Source organism: Pseudomonas helleri (assembly GCF_001043025.1).
GTDB lineage: Bacteria > Pseudomonadota > Gammaproteobacteria > Pseudomonadales > Pseudomonadaceae > Aquipseudomonas > Aquipseudomonas helleri.
Genome location: NZ_JYLD01000020.1, coordinates 42316 through 58772, shown reverse-complemented (window position 1 = coordinate 58772; position 16457 = coordinate 42316). Strand labels below are relative to the sequence as shown.

Here is a 16457-nt window from a genome sequence, read left to right as displayed (position 1 = left end):
ACTCTTATATTTGCGTGAGGCAGAGACCGTAGCCTGCACTGGTGTGTTTGCACCCGAATAAGAGAGTGGTCCGTACGGTATCGGCGTGGAGCCATTGTCGGCACGGCTTGCCGTGACCACGTATAGGAGAGTGAACCCTTTCGCCACCGTACAACTCGCGCACCAATATTTTTTACTTAAAAAACAATGGGTTATTTCATGTTTGATAGGAGCGAGCTTGTCTCACGATCTTTTGATCATATGTTTTGTTCAACAGATCAAAAGATCGCGAGGCAAGCTCGCTCCTACAGGCTGGATGGTTGGTGTTACAGCTTCCACTCCAGACCCAGGCTGACGGTTCTTGGCTCGCCCCAGAACACGCCGTTATAGAAGCCGACGTTGTCGTAGTACTTCTGGTCCAGCACGTTTTTGACGTTCAACGTTGCCGAGACGTGGGTATCAAACTCGTAGCGTGCCATCAGGTCGAGGAGGGTGTAGGACTTCTGGGTAATGTTTTCCTTGAAGGTGTTCGGATTGCCTTTTGCATCTGTCGTCCCGTCGGGGCGACGGGCGGCACGGTAGATATCGCTCTGCCAGTTAACGGCAGCCCCCACGGTCATCGCGCTCCATTCACCCGGGAGTTTGTAGGTAGTCGATACCTTGACCAGGTTCAACGGTGAGGCCGTATTGATGCGCTTGCCGTCGGCGTTAAGCGAGTGGGTGTAGGTGTAGCCCGCCATCATGTTCCAGCCGCGCATCACTTCACCGGCCAACTCAACTTCAAAACCTTTGATTTTGTTGCCCTTGCCACCGGATTTGTAATATTCCTCACCATTCGGGCCGCGCGGAACGGAGTCGTCGATTTCTGGCACGTTGTCCTGTTTGCTCCAGAACACCGCGCTCGTCAGGTTCAAACGTTCCTCCAGGAAGCTACCTTTGAGCCCCACCTCATAGACGCTGCCGACCACCGGCTTGAGGTACGAGCCACTGACATCTTTATCAGTTGAAGGCTTGAAAATGTCGGTGTAGCTGACATAGGCCGTTAACTCTTCAGTGAAGTCGTACAGCAAGCCGGCATAGGGGGTGATCATGTCGTTGTGGGTCTGCACGGCTTTTTGGTAGCTGACACCGCCAGGTGCTTTTTCGTCAAATGCGCGGTCAACGTTTGAGCTTTTCCAGCTGCCGTAACGTGTGCCGAGCACGGCGTGCCACTGATCGGTGAGGTTAAAGCGCGTGGCCAGGTAGCCGGACTTCTGTTTGACGGTGCTGTGGTTGCTGTCGATACCGCTGTCAAGGTCGCGGTATTTCGGGATGGCGCCCATATCACGCCAGTCAGGCACCCTATCGTAGCCCTCAGGGTTTAAACCAATAAAGAGCGGCGAGGTGTTGTCGTACTTGGCTTCGCCGTAACCGACCATTAATTCATGATCACGCCCCAGCAGGGCGTAAGTGCCCGATAGGTTAACGTCGATCGCGCTCATGGTTTCGTCACCGGCAAAGTGGCTGCTATAGGCCGACATGCCGGTGCCATCTGCGTTCGGGAAGCCGCCACCGGCATAATACACCTTGCCTTCGGAGTCGCTGGAACGGTGGGTATAAGCGGCTTTCAGGCGCCAGTTATCGAACAACTGCTGGTCGAGGGTGGCGAAGGCGGTTTTGTCCTTCTTCGGCCAGGAGCTCCAGGGCGTCGCATAATTGGTCGAACGCCCCAGGTTGGCCTTTTCGCCAGTACCGGTCCAATAGGGCGTTGTGCCCCAGGAGGAGCCGCGAACCTGCTTGTCCTGATAGTCGTAACCGACGGCCACGGTGGTGTCGTCGGTGAGGTCGGCCTCCAGAATGCCGTAAGCCACTTCGCGCTTGAGTGCGTAATTATCGCGAAACGACTTGCTGTCTCGGTAGGCCAGTACGGTACGGCCGCGCAAACGGCCGTCGAACCCCAGTGGTCCTCCCACATCGACGTAACTGTAGTAGTCGTCATAGCTGCCGCCGCTGACTCCGGCTGTGGCCGCCAGTTCGTGGGTCGGACGTTTGCGGATCATGTTGATGGTCCCCGACGGATCGCCTGTGCCGGTGGTCAGGCCGGTGGCGCCGCGGACCACTTCAATGCGGTCGTAGATGATGGTGTCGGCGTCAGTCTTCATGTAGCTGAAGGTGTTGAGCATTCCGTCAATCTGGAAGTTATTGATGGTATAGCCGCGTGACGAATAGCTGACCCGGTCCGAGTCGTTGTGTTGCACCACCACGCCGGTGGTATGACGCATGGCTTCAGTGAGGGTATTGAGGTTGAAGTCATTCATTTCCTGGCGGGTAACCACCGAGATCGACTGTGGCGTTTCGCGAATGCTCAAGTTGAGTTTGGTCGCGGTGTTGGTCGAGCCGGTGGTATAGGAACCGGTGTCTTCAGTCGTCGAACCCAGTCCTTGGGCGCTGATGCGGGTGCTTGCGAGTTCCATGCCGGAAGGTTTTGTCTCAGCTTCATCCAGGGCCTCAGTGTCGGCCAGCAAGTGCGAACTGCTGATAAGGCCGAGGGCTAACGTGACGGAACGGGTGAGGGGAGCACGCATTGCAACTGATTCCTTGTCAGATTTTTGAAGTTGTCAGTGCTTCAAACGAATGACGAAGGAGATAGTTAGAGCATTTTCAGTGTGTTGGCTAAATAGAGACTTTTCGCACAAGCACCCTGTAGGAAGAAGGCTACGTGCAACCCGTCAATCAACAACAGTACACATACGTTCACGGTTTATACTGGCCGCCTTCGCACATCTTCAAATCAAACAAACCGAGATTCTTAATGAGCCGTTCTCTGTCTATCGCACCGGAGCGCAAGTCGTTTGCGCCGCTGGTGGCTTTTATCTTGCTGTTGCTGGGCGCAGCGTTCCTGCAAAACACGGTGGGTTCTCGCCAAGTGTTATTGCTGGTGGTGGGCGCTGCACTGGGTTTAACGCTCTATCACGCGGCTTTTGGCTTTACCTCGGCCTGGCGGGTGTTTATCAATGACCGGCGCGGTGCCGGCTTGCGCGCGCAAATGATCATGTTGTCGGTGGCAGTACTGCTGTTTTTCCCGGCACTGGGCTCCGGCACGCTGTTCGGTCAGCCCGTGGTCGGGCTGGTCGCGCCAGTGGGTATTTCTGTAGTGTTCGGTGCGTTTATTTTCGGCATCGGCATGCAGTTGGGGGGCGGCTGCGCTTCCGGCACCTTGTTCACGGTCGGCGGTGGTAATGCGCGAATGCTGGTGACGCTGTTCTTTTTCATCTGTGGCTCGGTCATCGCCACCCATCACGCCGACTGGTGGTTTGCCCTGCCTTCACTGCCGGCCACCTCCATCGTCAAGAGTCTGGGGGTCGTGCCAGCGCTGCTGCTGAGCCTGGCCATTTTCGGGGTGATTGCGGCGGTTACCGTGCGTCTCGAAAAAGCCCGTCATGGGCAGCTTGAAGCGGGTGTGACCAGCGAACACCAAGGGCTGCGCCGCTTTCTGCGCGGGCCATGGCCATTGGTCTGGGGCGCGATTGGCCTGGCCTTGCTCAATTACGCCACGCTGGCTTTGGCCGGTCGCCCGTGGGGCATCACCTCAGCGTTCGCTCTGTGGGGCGCCAAGGCGGTGAGCGGGTTGGGCGTGGATGTCAGCAGTTGGGGCTTCTGGCAAGTGCCGAGCAATGCCAAGGCGCTGGCGGCACCGGTGTGGGAAGACATCACCAGCGTCATGGACATCGGCATCATCCTCGGCGCGCTGCTGGCTGCGGGGCTGGCCGGTCGCTTTGCACCGAGCCTGAAAATTCCCGCTCGCTCGCTTTTAGCGGCGGTGATCGGTGGTTTGCTGCTCGGCTACGGCTCACGTCTGGCGTATGGTTGCAACATCGGTGCGTACTTCAGCGGCATTGCCTCAGGCAGTCTGCATGGCTGGGTGTGGCTGGTGGCAGCTTTTCTGGGCAACAGTGTGGGCGTGCGCCTACGGCCGTTTTTCTTCGTCGGCGAGCGTCCGCAGGTGGCGTTGAGCGGTTGCTGAGGCCTTAATTGCCATCAGAGGCTTTTGTCGCACAGTGTGTGGTTTTCATGGATTGTGCGGCAAAGGCTGCTCATTAATTCCGCGTTCGCGGTTGCGGATTTTCCATTGACTTAATAGCCACCCACCCTGGCCAGTAAAGAACTCTGTGCTGGTGGTGCAGTGGCTGATTCTTGTCAGCCTGAAGTGCCGAAAATCGCTGCGCAGTTCACACCACGCCGCGAGGATCCGAAAACCGTCAAAGTAGCCGATGGATACGGGTCGTATCAGGCGTTGACTAAGCGTTTGACTAGCATCTGTGTAGTCAATTATTACTTTTTGCTCATGCCGGATGGCATCGCGCAGCGTTTGGGCGGTGTTCCCGTCATCGTCATCTGACAGGCCGGGGCCAGCAAACAAGGCCGTATTGTCGAACTGTTCGACCCTCTTATGTTCAAGCACTGCGCGGATCTTGCTTTCAACATCAGCCGCCGCGTGCGACAACCCGGAGTCGGTTCTGCGGCTGACCCACCGCAAGCCTAACAGCAGAGCCTCCAGTTCCGTTTCGGTAAACATTAGCGGGGGTAGGGTGAAGCCGGGCTTGAGCACATAGCCGATGCCGGGCTCGCCGCGGATATCGGCCCCTTGACTCTGCAGCGCAGTGATATCGCGGTAAATCGTGCGCAGGCTGACACCGGTTTCGTGAGCGAGCACATGACCGCTGACAGGGTAGCGATGTCGACGGAGTATTTGCAGTAGAAGTAACAAGCGTTCTGAACGTGCCATGCCGGGCATGCTGACATGATTTGTCAGCATCGTCGAATAACCTGCGCGCTCTTACCTCACAAGGGCAATGCGATGAACCATCCCAACCTTCTGATCCTCTATGTGGCCGATACGGCGCGTAGTCGTGCTTTTTACGAACAGCTCCTGGAAAAAGCCCCTACGAGTAATTTCCCTTCATTCGTTTCCTTTGAGCTAGCTAACCAGCTACATCTCGGGCTGTGGTCAGAGCAGGCGCCGAACTTCAATAGCGCTGGCACAGGACAGCGTATGGAAGTCGGTTATCTGGTTGAAACCGAGGTCTTGGTTGAAGCCACCTATCAACGCTGGCAAGTACTTGGTATCACCATTGAACAACCGCTGGCGCGTGCAGTATTCGGCCTGACCTTCGTAGCACTGGACCCGGACGGGCATCGCTTGCGTGTGTGCATGCCAGATTGAACGCGAAGCCGTAACGGGTCAAACCGTGGCCGCACGGTGTGATTTCAAGCACACCCACATCGCGGCAATGATTGGCACCAGCAGGCTCCACAGCCCGATGGCCAGGTAAAGCAGGGCGGCGCTCAAGCAACCCGCCGTGAAGCCAGTCAGGTTCACGGTGATGGGCGCCATGCGAGTCCGCACACGGGCTCGCTCCAGGGCGTCGCGCTCTGTTAGCAGGGTGAAAATGTCGATCGCCAATTGGGTAACATTGCCCGTCATCAAGGTGGTCGGTGGCGCGGCTTTCAGGTGTTGACGCGACAGTGTGTTTTGTATGGCCATGGCTGCCACGCCGACCATTCCGGTGGTAAGTGCCATGGCTGAATCCGGGTCGCTGAAGGGCCCAAACCATACGGCCAGCCCTCCAAACGCCGACAGCAACAACACATAAGCTGCCAGCAAAATATGCAGTGAAGCCAGGTTTCTGCGGTGTAGCGCGCACGCGGCGAGGTGAGTCAGGCCGACGACAAGGGCAAACACCGGCAATGCCATCAGCTTGCCGATAATGCCGGACGTGCCTTGAACAATGCTGACCCCCAAGGTGACAAAGTTTCCGGTGACGTGAGCAGTAAAAAGCCCTTGCAGAGCAATGAACCCCACGGTGTCTACGAATCCACCGTTAAAGCTGAGGGCGGGGGCTATCTGGCGAGAAATGTCCTGCATAGGGGGGGCGACTTCACTTGGTTAAGGGGAAGCCAGCTTAGCAACCGTGCGCAGGGCCTCCCGGCCAACAGCTTCAGCAAAACGGACAGATACTTAGTTTTAAAGGCACGCACACTTGTAGCAGTTGACGAGCCTTGCGAGGCTACGTCCGGCTACGCAGCAACCGTAAAGCCTCGCGATGGCGCGGCGTCGAAGATCACGGCCCCTCCAGCGGGGCAGGCGTGTCCAGACAGAACCGGTCAGGCCGACACGCTGCGAGCGCATCGCTCAACTTGGCATCGAGAATTTCTTCACTCACCAGGCGGCCGACTATGGCCGCCAGTGCAACGCCGGGGTGCAGGGTGCACACATACACACCGCTGACATTGGGCAAATACCCGATGATGGGCAGGCGATCGATCGATATCGGCCTGAGCCCTACACACGCCAACTCCGGCTCTGATAAAACCACGCCTTCAAGTTCGCTTTCGATGGCCTTGGTCGTCCGCTGCGCCACAGCGGACGGCTGGTTCTCGGCGCTGTCGTCCAGATAATCTTCTGCCGCCAGCAACGTTCCATCCGCAGCTTGTCTGACTTCCATCGCTGAGTTGGAAATGATTGTCTGCACCAGACCAGGCTGCGCCGGGTAGCGGATAAAAATGCAAGGTGAAGCTTGCACAGGGAGGGGGCAGTTGAGCATCCGAGTCAGCTCGGCAATACCGGTCCCGGCTGCCAATACTACGGTATCAGCCACTAATGTGCCGTTTGAGGTTTCAATCGCTGTCCCTGTGCCGTGCAGGGTTTTAAAGCCCAGCACACGGGTTTGCATGAGCACTTTTGCCCCGTTCGCCTGAGCGCCTGCGATCAGTGCGTGGGTGGCTGCGACAGCGTCCAGTGCGCCTTCTTGCGCCACATACACCGCTTGTTGTGGTGGCTGCTTGAGGTTCGGTTCAAGGGCGAGAATCTGTGATCGGCTCAGCAACTGAGCGTGAGCAGGCGACACTTCACTCAGCCCCTCGCCATACGACAAAGCGCCCGTCCAGCGTATGTTCAGCGCTGGCAGTTGCGCTTCAAGGCGGTGGTATTCCTTGATGGCTTCGCGGCGCAGTTGCGCTATCGGGTCCGGTTCGGCGTGCGTGGTGTTGATCCAGGCGAACGAGGTTGCGGTCACCCCTGACGCAATCTCGGCCGCTTCAACAACAGTGACCTTCGCCCCTTTATCAGCCAAGTGGTACGCCAACGAGGCGCCGACGATCCCTGCACCGATAACCACAATATGCTTGTCAGGCGTTAACGCCATAAGGTCTTCCTTGTCTCGGCTTTGATCCATTGACGTTACGGATGTTGCGGCCAATGATCGCTAATGTCATGCCACATGGCTTTTGACGCCACACAGATATGCTTTTGTTTAGCGCCGGTGACGGGCGTGTCGAGGGTACCCATGGCGATTGAGATCCAGTCGGCGTGGGGCCCTTTTGAAGTTGACCAAAACAAGGATGAACCGCACTCGCCGCAGAACTGACGCAAGACCGACTCTGAAGACTCAAATGACTTGAGGCTTTCAGCACCGCGGGTCAATTCAAGATCGTTACGCAGCACATTAAAAAAGCTGGCAAAGGCGGCCCCGTGTCCTTTGCGGCATTGGCTGCAATGACAGTGTGAAACCACCTTGGGCGGCGTACACGTTTGATAGTGGACAGCGCCGCACAAGCAACTGCCGAGCAAGAGGTTATCCATTGGCGCACATTTCCAGACGAGGAGAGCGCCACTCTAAACGCGGGCGGGCGCGCATCTCAATGGTTACTACGCCGCACGCCGTCATAATTCAGCCACTTCAGCGCCGTAAGATGGCTGGCCTCTGACTGTGACGCAAGGAAAGCCTGTGGCTCTCACCCGTAAAATCTCGCCGTACGATCCTCAATGGCCGTTGCAGTTTTCAACTGAAAAACAGCGCGTGGCCCAGGCCTTTGATGCCGAGTTGATTGACATTCATCACGTCGGAAGTACCGCTGTACCCGAGATTTACGCCAAACCGGAAATCGACATGTTGGTCGTCGTGTCACAGCACCTCAATGAAGAGGTCCGCAGCGAGTTCTTGCACACATTGGGCTACGTGCGGGGCAGTGATCTTTCTGCGGGGCATCACTTCTACCGTCGCGATGTCGACGGGGTGCGCACCCATAAAATCCACGTCTGCGCAGCGGGGCATGTGCAGATAGACCGCATGCTGCGCTTTCGCGACCTGTTGCGAGAAAACGACACCATCCGCCAGCAATATCAGGACATAAAGCTACAGTTGGAGGCCAACAATCGCGGAGGGATTGGCGAATACCTCTCGCATAAAGCGCCTTATATCGATGCCTGGCTTGAGCCGTTTATGGATGAGCAAGATTAGCCGCAGGCTTGTTTGGTGTGTCGTTTTTAGTCGTAACGGCCTGAGTTGCGTTTAAGGTGCGAGCAAGCTTAGCAACTCAGTTGTCAGGGCAGCAGCCTCTTGTCTATATCCGGCAGCCCAGCTGTTTGACCAATCATCAGGCCGTCCCTGATCATCCCATTCTGCCAGTGCAAGCCCGTTCAAAATTTCCAGTTCAAACCAGACGCGTTGCCAGGCATCGCCGTCCTCGACCAACGCAGTGTCTTGCCACAAAAATTCGGTTTGCGCGACAAAAGACGACCATGCGAACAGGTCCTCCGATGCCCGCTCGGCCACGCTGCGCCAGCGCTTAGTGATTGTCATCAATAACGACCTCAGATAGTGGGTATACACGGTTTTACCGCTGGTTTTTGCAAGCGCCTGCCTTAGTGCATCAACCCGTTTTCAAGCTGTGGAAGCGAATTATCCGACCATCGTGTCAAATGTGAGTTCTATTGCGCAGACTTGCCGACCTCTACTGTGCGCATGAATATGGTCCGCAATTAACCCGTTATGAGCTTTCACATGACACAAACGCCTTTATACCTTTTTGCGAATGTACGCCACCCCTGTGAGGGGCGACCCAATGTGACGGCTATTGTGTTGTTTGGTCTCACTGTTGAAGGGGAAGACTCGCCTGTCTATATGGAGATTCGTTTCATTGATTACCTGGCCCGGCAGATAGACGGCGATCACCTCATGTTCTCATTGGATCAGGCCCTCATGTCTGCACGAAATGACTACGGCATCCTGGAAACTGATTGGCGCGCGATGAGCACAGAAGAAATTGACCGTATTGACTGGTAAAGCCTTGAGTGCGGCACGGGTGCCATTGACAAAAAAGCCCGCCAGACAAGAGCCGGCGGGCCATGTGCAGGTAGCAATCACCCAGGTGCTATTTCTGGGTGATGCTGTCCGGCAAGGCATACGCAATGATGTTAAAAGAAAGCCACGAAAGAACAGTGTTGGATAATTGCCATTGAGTGAATGTTTTAATGCTCAAGGCTTTTCGCAAGTCATTGCCAAACATCTGGCCTCAGATTTGCCCGTCAGTGATATCTGATGCCCGGACAATCTGAAGCCAGCGTCAACTTGAAACGTAGAGTTTCAAGTGCATAGACCCGTAGTTAAGCTGTTTTTTACAATTGATTAGCCGTGGTCCTGTCCACCAAACGCAAACTGTTACGCCCCCCGCGTTTGGAGGCGTAGAGCGCGGCGTCACCCAGTTCGATCAACTGGCTGAGGCTGGCAGGTGGGCGGTCGAAGAGTTCGGCGCCGATACTCAAGGTCACCGCTTGCGGGGTGGCGAAGGTTTGTGAAGTGGCGAGGTAAAACGGCTCGCGCAGGGCGCTGGCCAGCGCTTCAATGCGCTCGCTTGAGGCGTTGCTCAGCAGAATCACGAATTCATCGCCGCCCAGCCGGGCTGCCAGTGCGTCTTTGGGCAGTACCGCACGAATCATTTCGCTCAGGGAGATCAACAGCCGGTCGCCTGCCGTATGGCCAAACAGGTCGTTGATCAGCTTGAAGTTGTCGATGTCGATCAGCAGCAAGGCTCCAGGTCGTTCGGCTGAGACGCCGTTCAGCAAGGGCGGCGCGCGCATTTCGAGGGCTCGGCGGTTGTACAGGGCGGTCAATGGATCGCGGGCGGCGAGGCGGGCAATCTGTTTTTCGCGCCGGTAGCGTTCGGTTCCGGTCATCGACAAGGCGATCAGCATGATCGCCATTGCGCCTTCTACCAGCGAGATCTGAATGATCTCGCCGCGAAACGCGGCCAGGTCAATAAACTCGCCTGGAAGCACTGCGATCAGCGCTTTGATGAGATAAAACACCCCGTGAATCAGCAGTACATAACGCAACTGCACGGCGCCCACGCTCAACGACTTGCCGTGGGGGCGCAACAACCAGCTGGCCTTGAGTGCCAAGAGAGCGACCAACAGCGAATTGACCAGCAACATGACTCTGGACCATGACGGCTCATTAGGGATGAGCAACAGTACGGGCCAGATCGCAAAAATGAGGTACCAATTGTGCGACAAACGCACTTGTGTGAAGCGCGCAACACCCAGCAGAAACAGCCAGTGGGCCACCACCAGCAAGCCGTTGGCGAACCAGATACCGATGAGCAGCAGTCCGATACTGCGTAACAGCGCAAGGGACGAGCCTATGGCGATGGTGGCAAAACCTGCACTCCATAACAGCAGCGAGGATTCTCGGACGCTGCGCCATTCAATGGCCAGATAGAGTGCGGCGGCAGCGGCCAGCGCGATGGTCAGGGTCAATAAAGTGAGAGGGTCGAGCGCCATGAATTGACCGGCTTGCCTTGAGTGCGGAGGTGCTGGCAATTGTATGCGTATTTAGTGAGTTGCGTGGAGGGTAGGGAGAACTTCTCCCCAGTGGGAGCGGGCTTGCTCGCGATGCAGGCAATTCGGTGTATCAGTTACACCTTGTCGGCCACATCGCGAGCAAGCCCGCTCCCACAACAATGCTACCCGTGCGGGGGGCCTCCTGCCGATCTGAACGATCTTTTGAGCATCTGTTAACTGCGCACAGCTCGCCGAGCCATAACCAGCGCCAACACTGGTGCCACGGTAAACAGTCCGAACAACCACAGTGCCGCATTGGCTATGCCGGCATTGCCCGTCGCGTCATTAATGCCCGCCACGTTGGAAATCACCCCGGCCAATGCTGCGCCCATGGCCATGGCGAACAATTGCAATGTGGTGATCGAGGCAGCAGCGGTGTCTTTGTCTTGTTCCGACGCCACCTGCAAGATGCGCGTCAGCAGGTGCGGCCAGCCCAGGCCGATGCCAAACCCCACCAGGAACAGCCCGAGACAGATCGGCGCCAGTTGCATCCATTCACCCAGGCCCGCCATGGGCGTGGTGATTGCCAGCATTACCAGGCCAATCACGATAAACAGCGGCCCCGCAAGGATGGCGCGCTGTGGGCCTCGACCTGTCCAGCCGGAGCTGAGGATTTCCGAGACGGTCCAGCCCGCCGCCATTAACGCCGTCATGTAACCGGCAGCCAACGGCGACTGACCATGCAAGTGCTGCAGAAAATATGGCATGAAAATTTCGCTGCTCATCCCGATCACCAGCAGGCAAGTGGTCGCGTAGAGCGCGCAAAGCGGAGTGTTGAACCTGAACGCGTCTTTAGGCAGCAGGCGTACCGAGGCGCTGGATTCGTAACGGATCAGCATGAATACCAGTACCGCGCAGACGGCGATACCCAGCACGTTCCAGCTTGGCAGCGATGAGACACTGCCTGCACACACCGCCAGCACGGCAGCGGCCAGCAGCACCAGTTGCACAACCGGCAGGCGCGTAGACGCAACGGCTTCACTGTCGCGGGGCGGCAAGGCGCTGTGAGTCAAGGCGATATAGGCAAGGCTCACCGGGACCATGACACCAAAGGCCATGCGCCAGGCATCCATTTCGGCAAATACACCCCCCACCGCAGGCCCGACCAACGTCGCGACACCCCACATACCTGACACCAGCGCCATGGCACGCGGCCACAGACGCTCTTCAAACACTAATTGAATCATCGAGTAACACAAGGCCAGCAGCACGCCACCGCCCAGCCCTTGAATCAAGCGACCCGCCAGCATGATCGGCATGCTCGGCGCCAATGCGCAGATCAGCACGCCGACCATAAATATCAAGGTGGCGATGGTATACGCCAGGCGAGGGCCGGTGTGCTGGAGCAATTTGGACGTCAGTGCAGAACCTAGGATAGAGGCCACCACGTACAGCGTGGTGCTCCAGGCATAGAGTTCCAACCCGCCGATTTCAGCGACCACCGACGGCAAAATCGTAGTGGCGATATAAGTGTTGGTGGCATAAAGCGCAATGCCACCCGAGAGGGCAATGGAGCGGGTGGCGTTCTTGCCGGGGAGTAATTCTCCCCAACTGCTGTCTTGGGCTTGCATGGATGTTTCCTTGTGCGGCGACTGCCTGTGAACGCTCGGCGAATTGCATGAAACGTGGGGTTAGGTTAATTTGCCAAGCAATTGCTTTGAATATTGCTGTGGGGCTCTTTATTTTGTCAAGAAATGACTTGGAATATTCGGCGTCGTCATCGCCGGCGGATCGCCTTTTACATCTGCTCAAAACACGCGGGCCACAACTGGCCAGTGATGCGGGCGAGTATTTGGGCACCACCGGGGAGGCGGCGCGACAACAATTGGTCAAGCTGGCGGCCAGCGGTTTGGCAGAGGCCAAGGCAGAGGTGCGCGGTGTCGGGCGCCCGACGCAGGTCTGGCACTTGACCGCAGCGGGGCATGCGCGTTTTCCGGACACGCATTCAGAACTGACGGTGCAGCTGTTGCAGACCGTGCGCGAAACCTTTGGTGAAGACGCGATAGAGCGTTTGATCGACGTCCGTGAGCGTCAGACCCAGGCGCTGTATGAGCGCGAAATGCAAGGTGTGGAGGGCCTTAAAGCGCGGGTAGAGCGCTTGGCGCAGTTACGCAGCCGCGAAGGCTACATGGCCCAATGCAGCGAGCAACCGGATGGCGCCCTGATACTGGTGGAAAACCACTGCCCGATCTGCGCGGCCGCCACGGCATGCCAAGGGTTTTGCCGGGCAGAATTGCAAGTGTTCGAGCAGGTGCTACAGGCGAAAGTCGAGCGCGTGGAGCACATCCAGCTGGGGGCAAGGCGTTGTGCTTATCGCATTGCTGCAAGGTAATCAGTTCATGAAATGTTACATTTTGAGCGCTTGACGCTTTACCTGATAATTGATCTCAAATAGTATTCAGGCGCATTTGCACTTATGGATCCGCTATTTTGAAATCAATTCTGCCTGTCTCAGCCCTGCTGGCCGCCGCATGGGCTGCAGTGCCTGCTGCCCACGCCGACGCGTTAACCCTGCCCCAAACCGAAGTTCAGGCCAGTGCCGAAAGCGACATATCGCCGAGCGACTACCAACAACCTGTCAACAGCAGTACCACGCGAATGGGCCTGACGGCCAAGGAAACTCCACAGGGCGTGACCACGTTGTCACGCGAGCAGTTGAATGATTTCAACCTCAATAGCGTCAAGGATGCATTGCGCAGCGCTCCCTCGGTGACTGTCGAGCAATATGAAACAGACCGCACCAACTTCACCTCACGCGGTTTCGACATCAGTAACTTTGAGTACGATGGCATGGGTGCGCCGTTTAGCGCGGGCTTGCTCAACGGCGATCTGGACATGGCAGAGTACCAGCAGGTCGATATTCTGCATGGCGCCAACGGGTTGATGAGCGGCACGGGCAACCCTTCGGCCACGGTCAACTTTATTCGCAAACGCCCGACGGCCACACCCCAGGCCCAATTGAAGGTGTCGGCCGGCTCATGGGACACCCGTCGGGTCGATGTCGACGTGTCTGGCCCGCTGAGCGACGCAGGTAACGTGCGCGGTCGCTTTATCTATGCCAACGAAACCGGCAATTCCTATCTTGATCGTTATTCACGTGAGAAGAACGTCCTCAGCGGTATGCTGGCTTTCGACTTGAGTGACGCAGATACGCTCACGCTGGGTGTTTCTGACAACAAGAGCAATTCCAACGGCAGCAGTTGGGGTGGCCTGCCTCTGGTCGATGCTGAAGGCAATCTGATCCATTACAGCCGCCGTGGCTCCAGCGTCGGCCAGGACTGGACCTATTGGGACGTGCACACGTTGCGAACCTTCGCCGAGTTGACCCACGACTTCGGTAATGGCTGGAAGAGCACGTTAAACGTCACTGCAGTGGATCAGCGGCAGTCGGCCAACATGTATTACTTGATGGCCAACGATGATCAGCAGCCCTGGCTGGCCGATCCGAGCCACACCAATGTCAACGAAAGACAATTGCTTGGCGAGGCGCAACTGAGCGGTCCGTTCAGTCTGGGCGGTCGCGAACATGAAGTGACGGTCGGCATGAACTACGGGCGCTCGCGCCACCATGAGCGCGGCTACTACAACAGCATTGACGAGATGATGCCGGCCGATCTGGACCAGACCCTGGGTGGCCACGTCCCGCGTCCTGAGCTGTCATACACCGACAACGATACAAAAATGGCCAGCTTCACCGATCGACAAAAAAGCGTGTACGCCGGTGCTCGTTTCAACCTCACCGACCAACTGCACTGGATCGCCGGTGCGCGCATGCTCAGCGTCGACAGTGAAGGCACCGATTATGGCTCGCCGCGTGACGTGCGCATTCACGGCAAAGTGACGCCGTACACCGGGTTGGTCTACGACCTCAACGCGCAATACTCGGTCTACGCCAGTTACACCAAAATCTTCAATCCGCAATACGTGGTGGACTCCGCGGGCAAGGTACTTGAGCCGCTTGAAGGTAAAAGCTATGAAGTCGGGGTCAAGGGCAGCGTGCTGGAGCAGAAGCTCGATGTCTCGGCTGCCGTGTTCAAGACCGACCAACGTAACGTTGCTGAAGCGACGGGCGAGATGATCGGCGCACAATCGGTTTACCAGAGCGAAGACTATAAAAGCCGCGGCGTAGAGCTCGAAGCCAGCGGCCAATTGGCGACCGGGTTACAGGTGCTGGGGGGTTACACCTATGTGCATATCGAAGATCCCGACGGCGACAAAGCGCGCCAATACGTCCCGGCGCACACCGTGCGTGGCAGCCTGACTTACCAACTGCCCGGTTTACCGCAGGCCAAGGTTGGCACCCGGGTCGCGTGGCAAAGTGCGATCCAGGTCGACGGCGACAGCCGTATTCGCCAGAACGCTTATGCTTTGGTCGACCTGATGGCCAGTTACGACATCGACAAACACTGGAGTACCGCGCTCAATCTGAATAACGTGGCCAACCGCAAATACCTGATGAGCCTGTACAGCGGTGGTTCCGGCTTCTACGGCGCATCGCGCAACGTGACGGCATCGCTGAGTTATAACTTCTAACTCGCAACTGGCTGACTTTTGCTCCTCCTCAGGGCAAGGCTCACGCCTGTCTGAAGGATGGGCTCAAGCCCAGTGCGCCGGGTCATCGACGATGGCCTGGTGTTCTTGCAGCACCTTCGGGATTTCGTTTTTCAAGAACTCGACCCACGTTTTAACCTTTGCATCCAGAAAGCGGCGCGAAGGGTAGAGCGCATAGATGCTTTTCTCATGCAGGCGGTATTGCGGCAGCAGGCGGACCAATGAGCCGCTGAGGTAGGACGCCATGCTCACGTAGTCCGGCATCAGGCAAACACCCAGCCCCGCTTCGGCAGCTTTGGCCATGGCCTCGGCCACGTTGACCCGAAACACTTCACCCGGACGAATCGAACGCTCACCCTGTTCATCACGGAACGTCCAGCTGTCGGTGAACAAAGGGTCGACAAGGTGCAAGCAACGATGCTCGCTCAGTTGTTCCGGGGTTTGCGGGATGCCGTGTTTTTCCAGGTAGGAAGGGGCGGCACTGAGCACGCTGTAAATACGCCCCAAATCTTGGCCCACCAGCTCGGAGTCAGGCAGATGAGCTGACAAGGTAATGACCACGTCGTGGCCTTCTTCAAACAGGTCTGGCTGGCGTTGCGACAGAGTCAAGTCGACATTCACTTGCGGGTAAAGCTCGGCGTACCTGGCGACCAAGGGGGCCAGCAACTGAATCCCGATGCCCGTGGTGGATTGCACGCGCAAATGGCCACGGGGTATCAGGTGCGCCCCTCCGGCTTCAGCATTGGCGTCTTCAATTTCTCCGAGAATCAGTCGGCAACGTTCCAGATAACGCATGCCGACTTCGGTCAGGGCCAGGCGACGGGTGCTGCGCTGCAACAAGCGTGCTTGTAGTGAAGATTCAAGTTCAGACAGCAAACGAGAAGTTTGCGCGGTTGAATAGCCCAGCGCCTGAGCCGCTGCGGTAAAACTGCCTGTCTCGACTACGCGCACGAACACTCGCATCGCCTGAAAAATATCCATGCTTCTTGTAACCCCACACGTAGGCGTGCTTTTTGGTGATGGCAATCATTACACAGAGCGCTGAAAGATGCCGTGTTGGCGTGCTCACCGGTTTTAGATGACAAATCATTGTGCGCTGTAGGAATATTCTTTTTTGCCGTAAAAAAATTCTCTTATAAAACAAAAGGCTATGAGGCTCTGCCACAAAAAGTGTGCAGCCCGTGGTTTCGCGTTACTTGATTTTGTCATCGTATGTGCTTGATTCTTATGGATTGGGATCTTTTCGTACAAGAATCTGTCAGACGTT

15 protein-coding genes are annotated in these 16457 nt (G+C 56.9%); 6 read left to right on the top strand and 9 right to left on the bottom strand.

Features of this window, described 5'->3' with window-relative positions:
- Positions 1 to 305: 305 nt before the first annotated feature.
- Positions 306 to 2543: a TonB-dependent siderophore receptor gene (locus TU84_RS23385; RefSeq protein ID WP_048373412.1), complete on the bottom strand. Its 2238-nt coding sequence runs from the start codon at positions 2541 to 2543 to the stop codon at positions 306 to 308.
- 227 nt (positions 2544 to 2770) lie between these two features.
- On the opposite strand from TU84_RS23385, the gene TU84_RS23380 reads away from it, so the two are divergent.
- Positions 2771 to 3982: a YeeE/YedE family protein gene (locus TU84_RS23380; protein WP_048373411.1), complete on the top strand. Its 1212-nt coding sequence runs from the start codon at positions 2771 to 2773 to the stop codon at positions 3980 to 3982.
- A gap of 45 nt (positions 3983 to 4027) precedes the next feature.
- On the opposite strand, the gene TU84_RS23375 is transcribed toward TU84_RS23380, so the two are convergent.
- Positions 4028 to 4774 carry a helix-turn-helix transcriptional regulator gene (locus TU84_RS23375; protein ID WP_206541203.1) on the bottom strand — a complete coding sequence of 249 codons (747 nt, stop codon included), beginning with the start codon at positions 4772 to 4774 and terminating at the stop codon, positions 4028 to 4030.
- A 42-nt stretch (positions 4775 to 4816) separates the two neighbouring features.
- Between TU84_RS23375 and TU84_RS23370 the strand changes: the two genes are divergently transcribed.
- A complete protein-coding gene (locus tag TU84_RS23370; protein WP_048373409.1) occupies positions 4817 to 5182 on the top strand; it encodes a VOC family protein in 366 nt (121 codons plus the stop codon).
- Positions 5183 to 5200: 18 nt separating this feature from the next.
- Here the strand turns inward: TU84_RS23370 and TU84_RS23365 are convergent, their stop codons facing one another.
- From TU84_RS23365 to TU84_RS23355, 3 genes are all read right to left on the bottom strand, one after another.
- Positions 5201 to 5884: a YoaK family protein gene (locus tag TU84_RS23365; RefSeq protein ID WP_048373407.1), complete on the bottom strand. Its 684-nt coding sequence runs from the start codon at positions 5882 to 5884 to the stop codon at positions 5201 to 5203.
- Between the two features lie 196 nt (positions 5885 to 6080).
- Positions 6081 to 7193 carry an NAD(P)/FAD-dependent oxidoreductase gene (locus TU84_RS23360; RefSeq protein ID WP_082148796.1) on the bottom strand — a complete coding sequence of 371 codons (1113 nt, stop codon included), beginning with the start codon at positions 7191 to 7193 and terminating at the stop codon, positions 6081 to 6083.
- 5 nt (positions 7194 to 7198) lie between these two features.
- Positions 7199 to 7600 (bottom strand): GFA family protein, encoded by a 402-nt coding sequence (locus TU84_RS23355; RefSeq protein WP_048373403.1) that lies wholly within the window; start codon positions 7598 to 7600, stop codon positions 7199 to 7201.
- A gap of 145 nt (positions 7601 to 7745) precedes the next feature.
- Between TU84_RS23355 and TU84_RS23350 the strand changes: the two genes are divergently transcribed.
- Positions 7746 to 8258 carry a GrpB family protein gene (locus tag TU84_RS23350; protein WP_048373401.1) on the top strand — a complete coding sequence of 171 codons (513 nt, stop codon included), beginning with the start codon at positions 7746 to 7748 and terminating at the stop codon, positions 8256 to 8258.
- 51 nt (positions 8259 to 8309) lie between these two features.
- Here TU84_RS23350 and TU84_RS23345 read toward each other — a convergent pair whose 3' ends face one another.
- Entirely contained in the window at positions 8310 to 8600 is a 291-nt protein-coding gene (locus TU84_RS23345) for a hypothetical protein (RefSeq protein ID WP_048373399.1), read from the bottom strand.
- A 201-nt stretch (positions 8601 to 8801) separates the two neighbouring features.
- Between TU84_RS23345 and TU84_RS23340 the strand changes: the two genes are divergently transcribed.
- Positions 8802 to 9083 carry a hypothetical protein gene (locus TU84_RS23340; protein ID WP_241486430.1) on the top strand — a complete coding sequence of 94 codons (282 nt, stop codon included), beginning with the start codon at positions 8802 to 8804 and terminating at the stop codon, positions 9081 to 9083.
- Positions 9084 to 9415: 332 nt separating this feature from the next.
- On the opposite strand, the gene TU84_RS23335 is transcribed toward TU84_RS23340, so the two are convergent.
- Together TU84_RS23335 and TU84_RS23330 are read right to left on the bottom strand one after the other, a co-directional pair.
- A complete protein-coding gene (locus TU84_RS23335) occupies positions 9416 to 10579 on the bottom strand; it encodes a GGDEF domain-containing protein (RefSeq protein WP_048373396.1) in 1164 nt (387 codons plus the stop codon).
- 233 nt (positions 10580 to 10812) lie between these two features.
- On the bottom strand, positions 10813 to 12210 hold the full coding sequence (locus TU84_RS23330) for an MFS transporter (protein ID WP_048373394.1): 1398 nt from the start codon (positions 12208 to 12210) through the stop codon (positions 10813 to 10815).
- 128 nt (positions 12211 to 12338) lie between these two features.
- Between TU84_RS23330 and TU84_RS23325 the strand changes: the two genes are divergently transcribed.
- Positions 12339 to 12971 (top strand): helix-turn-helix transcriptional regulator, encoded by a 633-nt coding sequence (locus TU84_RS23325; RefSeq protein ID WP_206541202.1) that lies wholly within the window; start codon positions 12339 to 12341, stop codon positions 12969 to 12971.
- 98 nt (positions 12972 to 13069) lie between these two features.
- Positions 13070 to 15172, top strand: a complete 2103-nt coding sequence (locus TU84_RS23320; protein WP_048373392.1) for a TonB-dependent siderophore receptor — start codon at positions 13070 to 13072, stop codon at positions 15170 to 15172.
- Positions 15173 to 15235: 63 nt separating this feature from the next.
- Here the strand turns inward: TU84_RS23320 and TU84_RS23315 are convergent, their stop codons facing one another.
- Entirely contained in the window at positions 15236 to 16171 is a 936-nt protein-coding gene (locus TU84_RS23315) for a LysR family transcriptional regulator (RefSeq protein ID WP_048373390.1), read from the bottom strand.
- Positions 16172 to 16457 lie beyond the last annotated feature (286 nt).

What these genes read in the sequence shown, in the direction of transcription:
- TU84_RS23385 (WP_048373412.1), bottom strand. Translation starts at nt 2,543, where the DNA reads ATGCGTGCTCCCCTCACCCGTTCCGTCACGTTAGCCCTCGGCCTTATC.
- TU84_RS23380 (WP_048373411.1), top strand. Translation starts at nt 2,771, where the DNA reads ATGAGCCGTTCTCTGTCTATCGCACCGGAGCGCAAGTCGTTTGCGCCG.
- TU84_RS23375 (WP_206541203.1), bottom strand. Translation starts at nt 4,774, where the DNA reads ATGCTGACAAATCATGTCAGCATGCCCGGCATGGCACGTTCAGAACGC.
- TU84_RS23370 (WP_048373409.1), top strand. Translation starts at nt 4,817, where the DNA reads ATGAACCATCCCAACCTTCTGATCCTCTATGTGGCCGATACGGCGCGT.
- TU84_RS23365 (WP_048373407.1), bottom strand. Translation starts at nt 5,884, where the DNA reads ATGCAGGACATTTCTCGCCAGATAGCCCCCGCCCTCAGCTTTAACGGT.
- TU84_RS23360 (WP_082148796.1), bottom strand. Translation starts at nt 7,193, where the DNA reads ATGGATCAAAGCCGAGACAAGGAAGACCTTATGGCGTTAACGCCTGAC.
- TU84_RS23355 (WP_048373403.1), bottom strand. Translation starts at nt 7,600, where the DNA reads ATGGATAACCTCTTGCTCGGCAGTTGCTTGTGCGGCGCTGTCCACTAT.
- TU84_RS23345 (WP_048373399.1), bottom strand. Translation starts at nt 8,600, where the DNA reads ATGACAATCACTAAGCGCTGGCGCAGCGTGGCCGAGCGGGCATCGGAG.
- TU84_RS23340 (WP_241486430.1), top strand. Translation starts at nt 8,802, where the DNA reads ATGACACAAACGCCTTTATACCTTTTTGCGAATGTACGCCACCCCTGT.
- TU84_RS23335 (WP_048373396.1), bottom strand. Translation starts at nt 10,579, where the DNA reads ATGGCGCTCGACCCTCTCACTTTATTGACCCTGACCATCGCGCTGGCC.
- TU84_RS23330 (WP_048373394.1), bottom strand. Translation starts at nt 12,210, where the DNA reads ATGCAAGCCCAAGACAGCAGTTGGGGAGAATTACTCCCCGGCAAGAAC.
- TU84_RS23315 (WP_048373390.1), bottom strand. Translation starts at nt 16,171, where the DNA reads ATGGATATTTTTCAGGCGATGCGAGTGTTCGTGCGCGTAGTCGAGACA.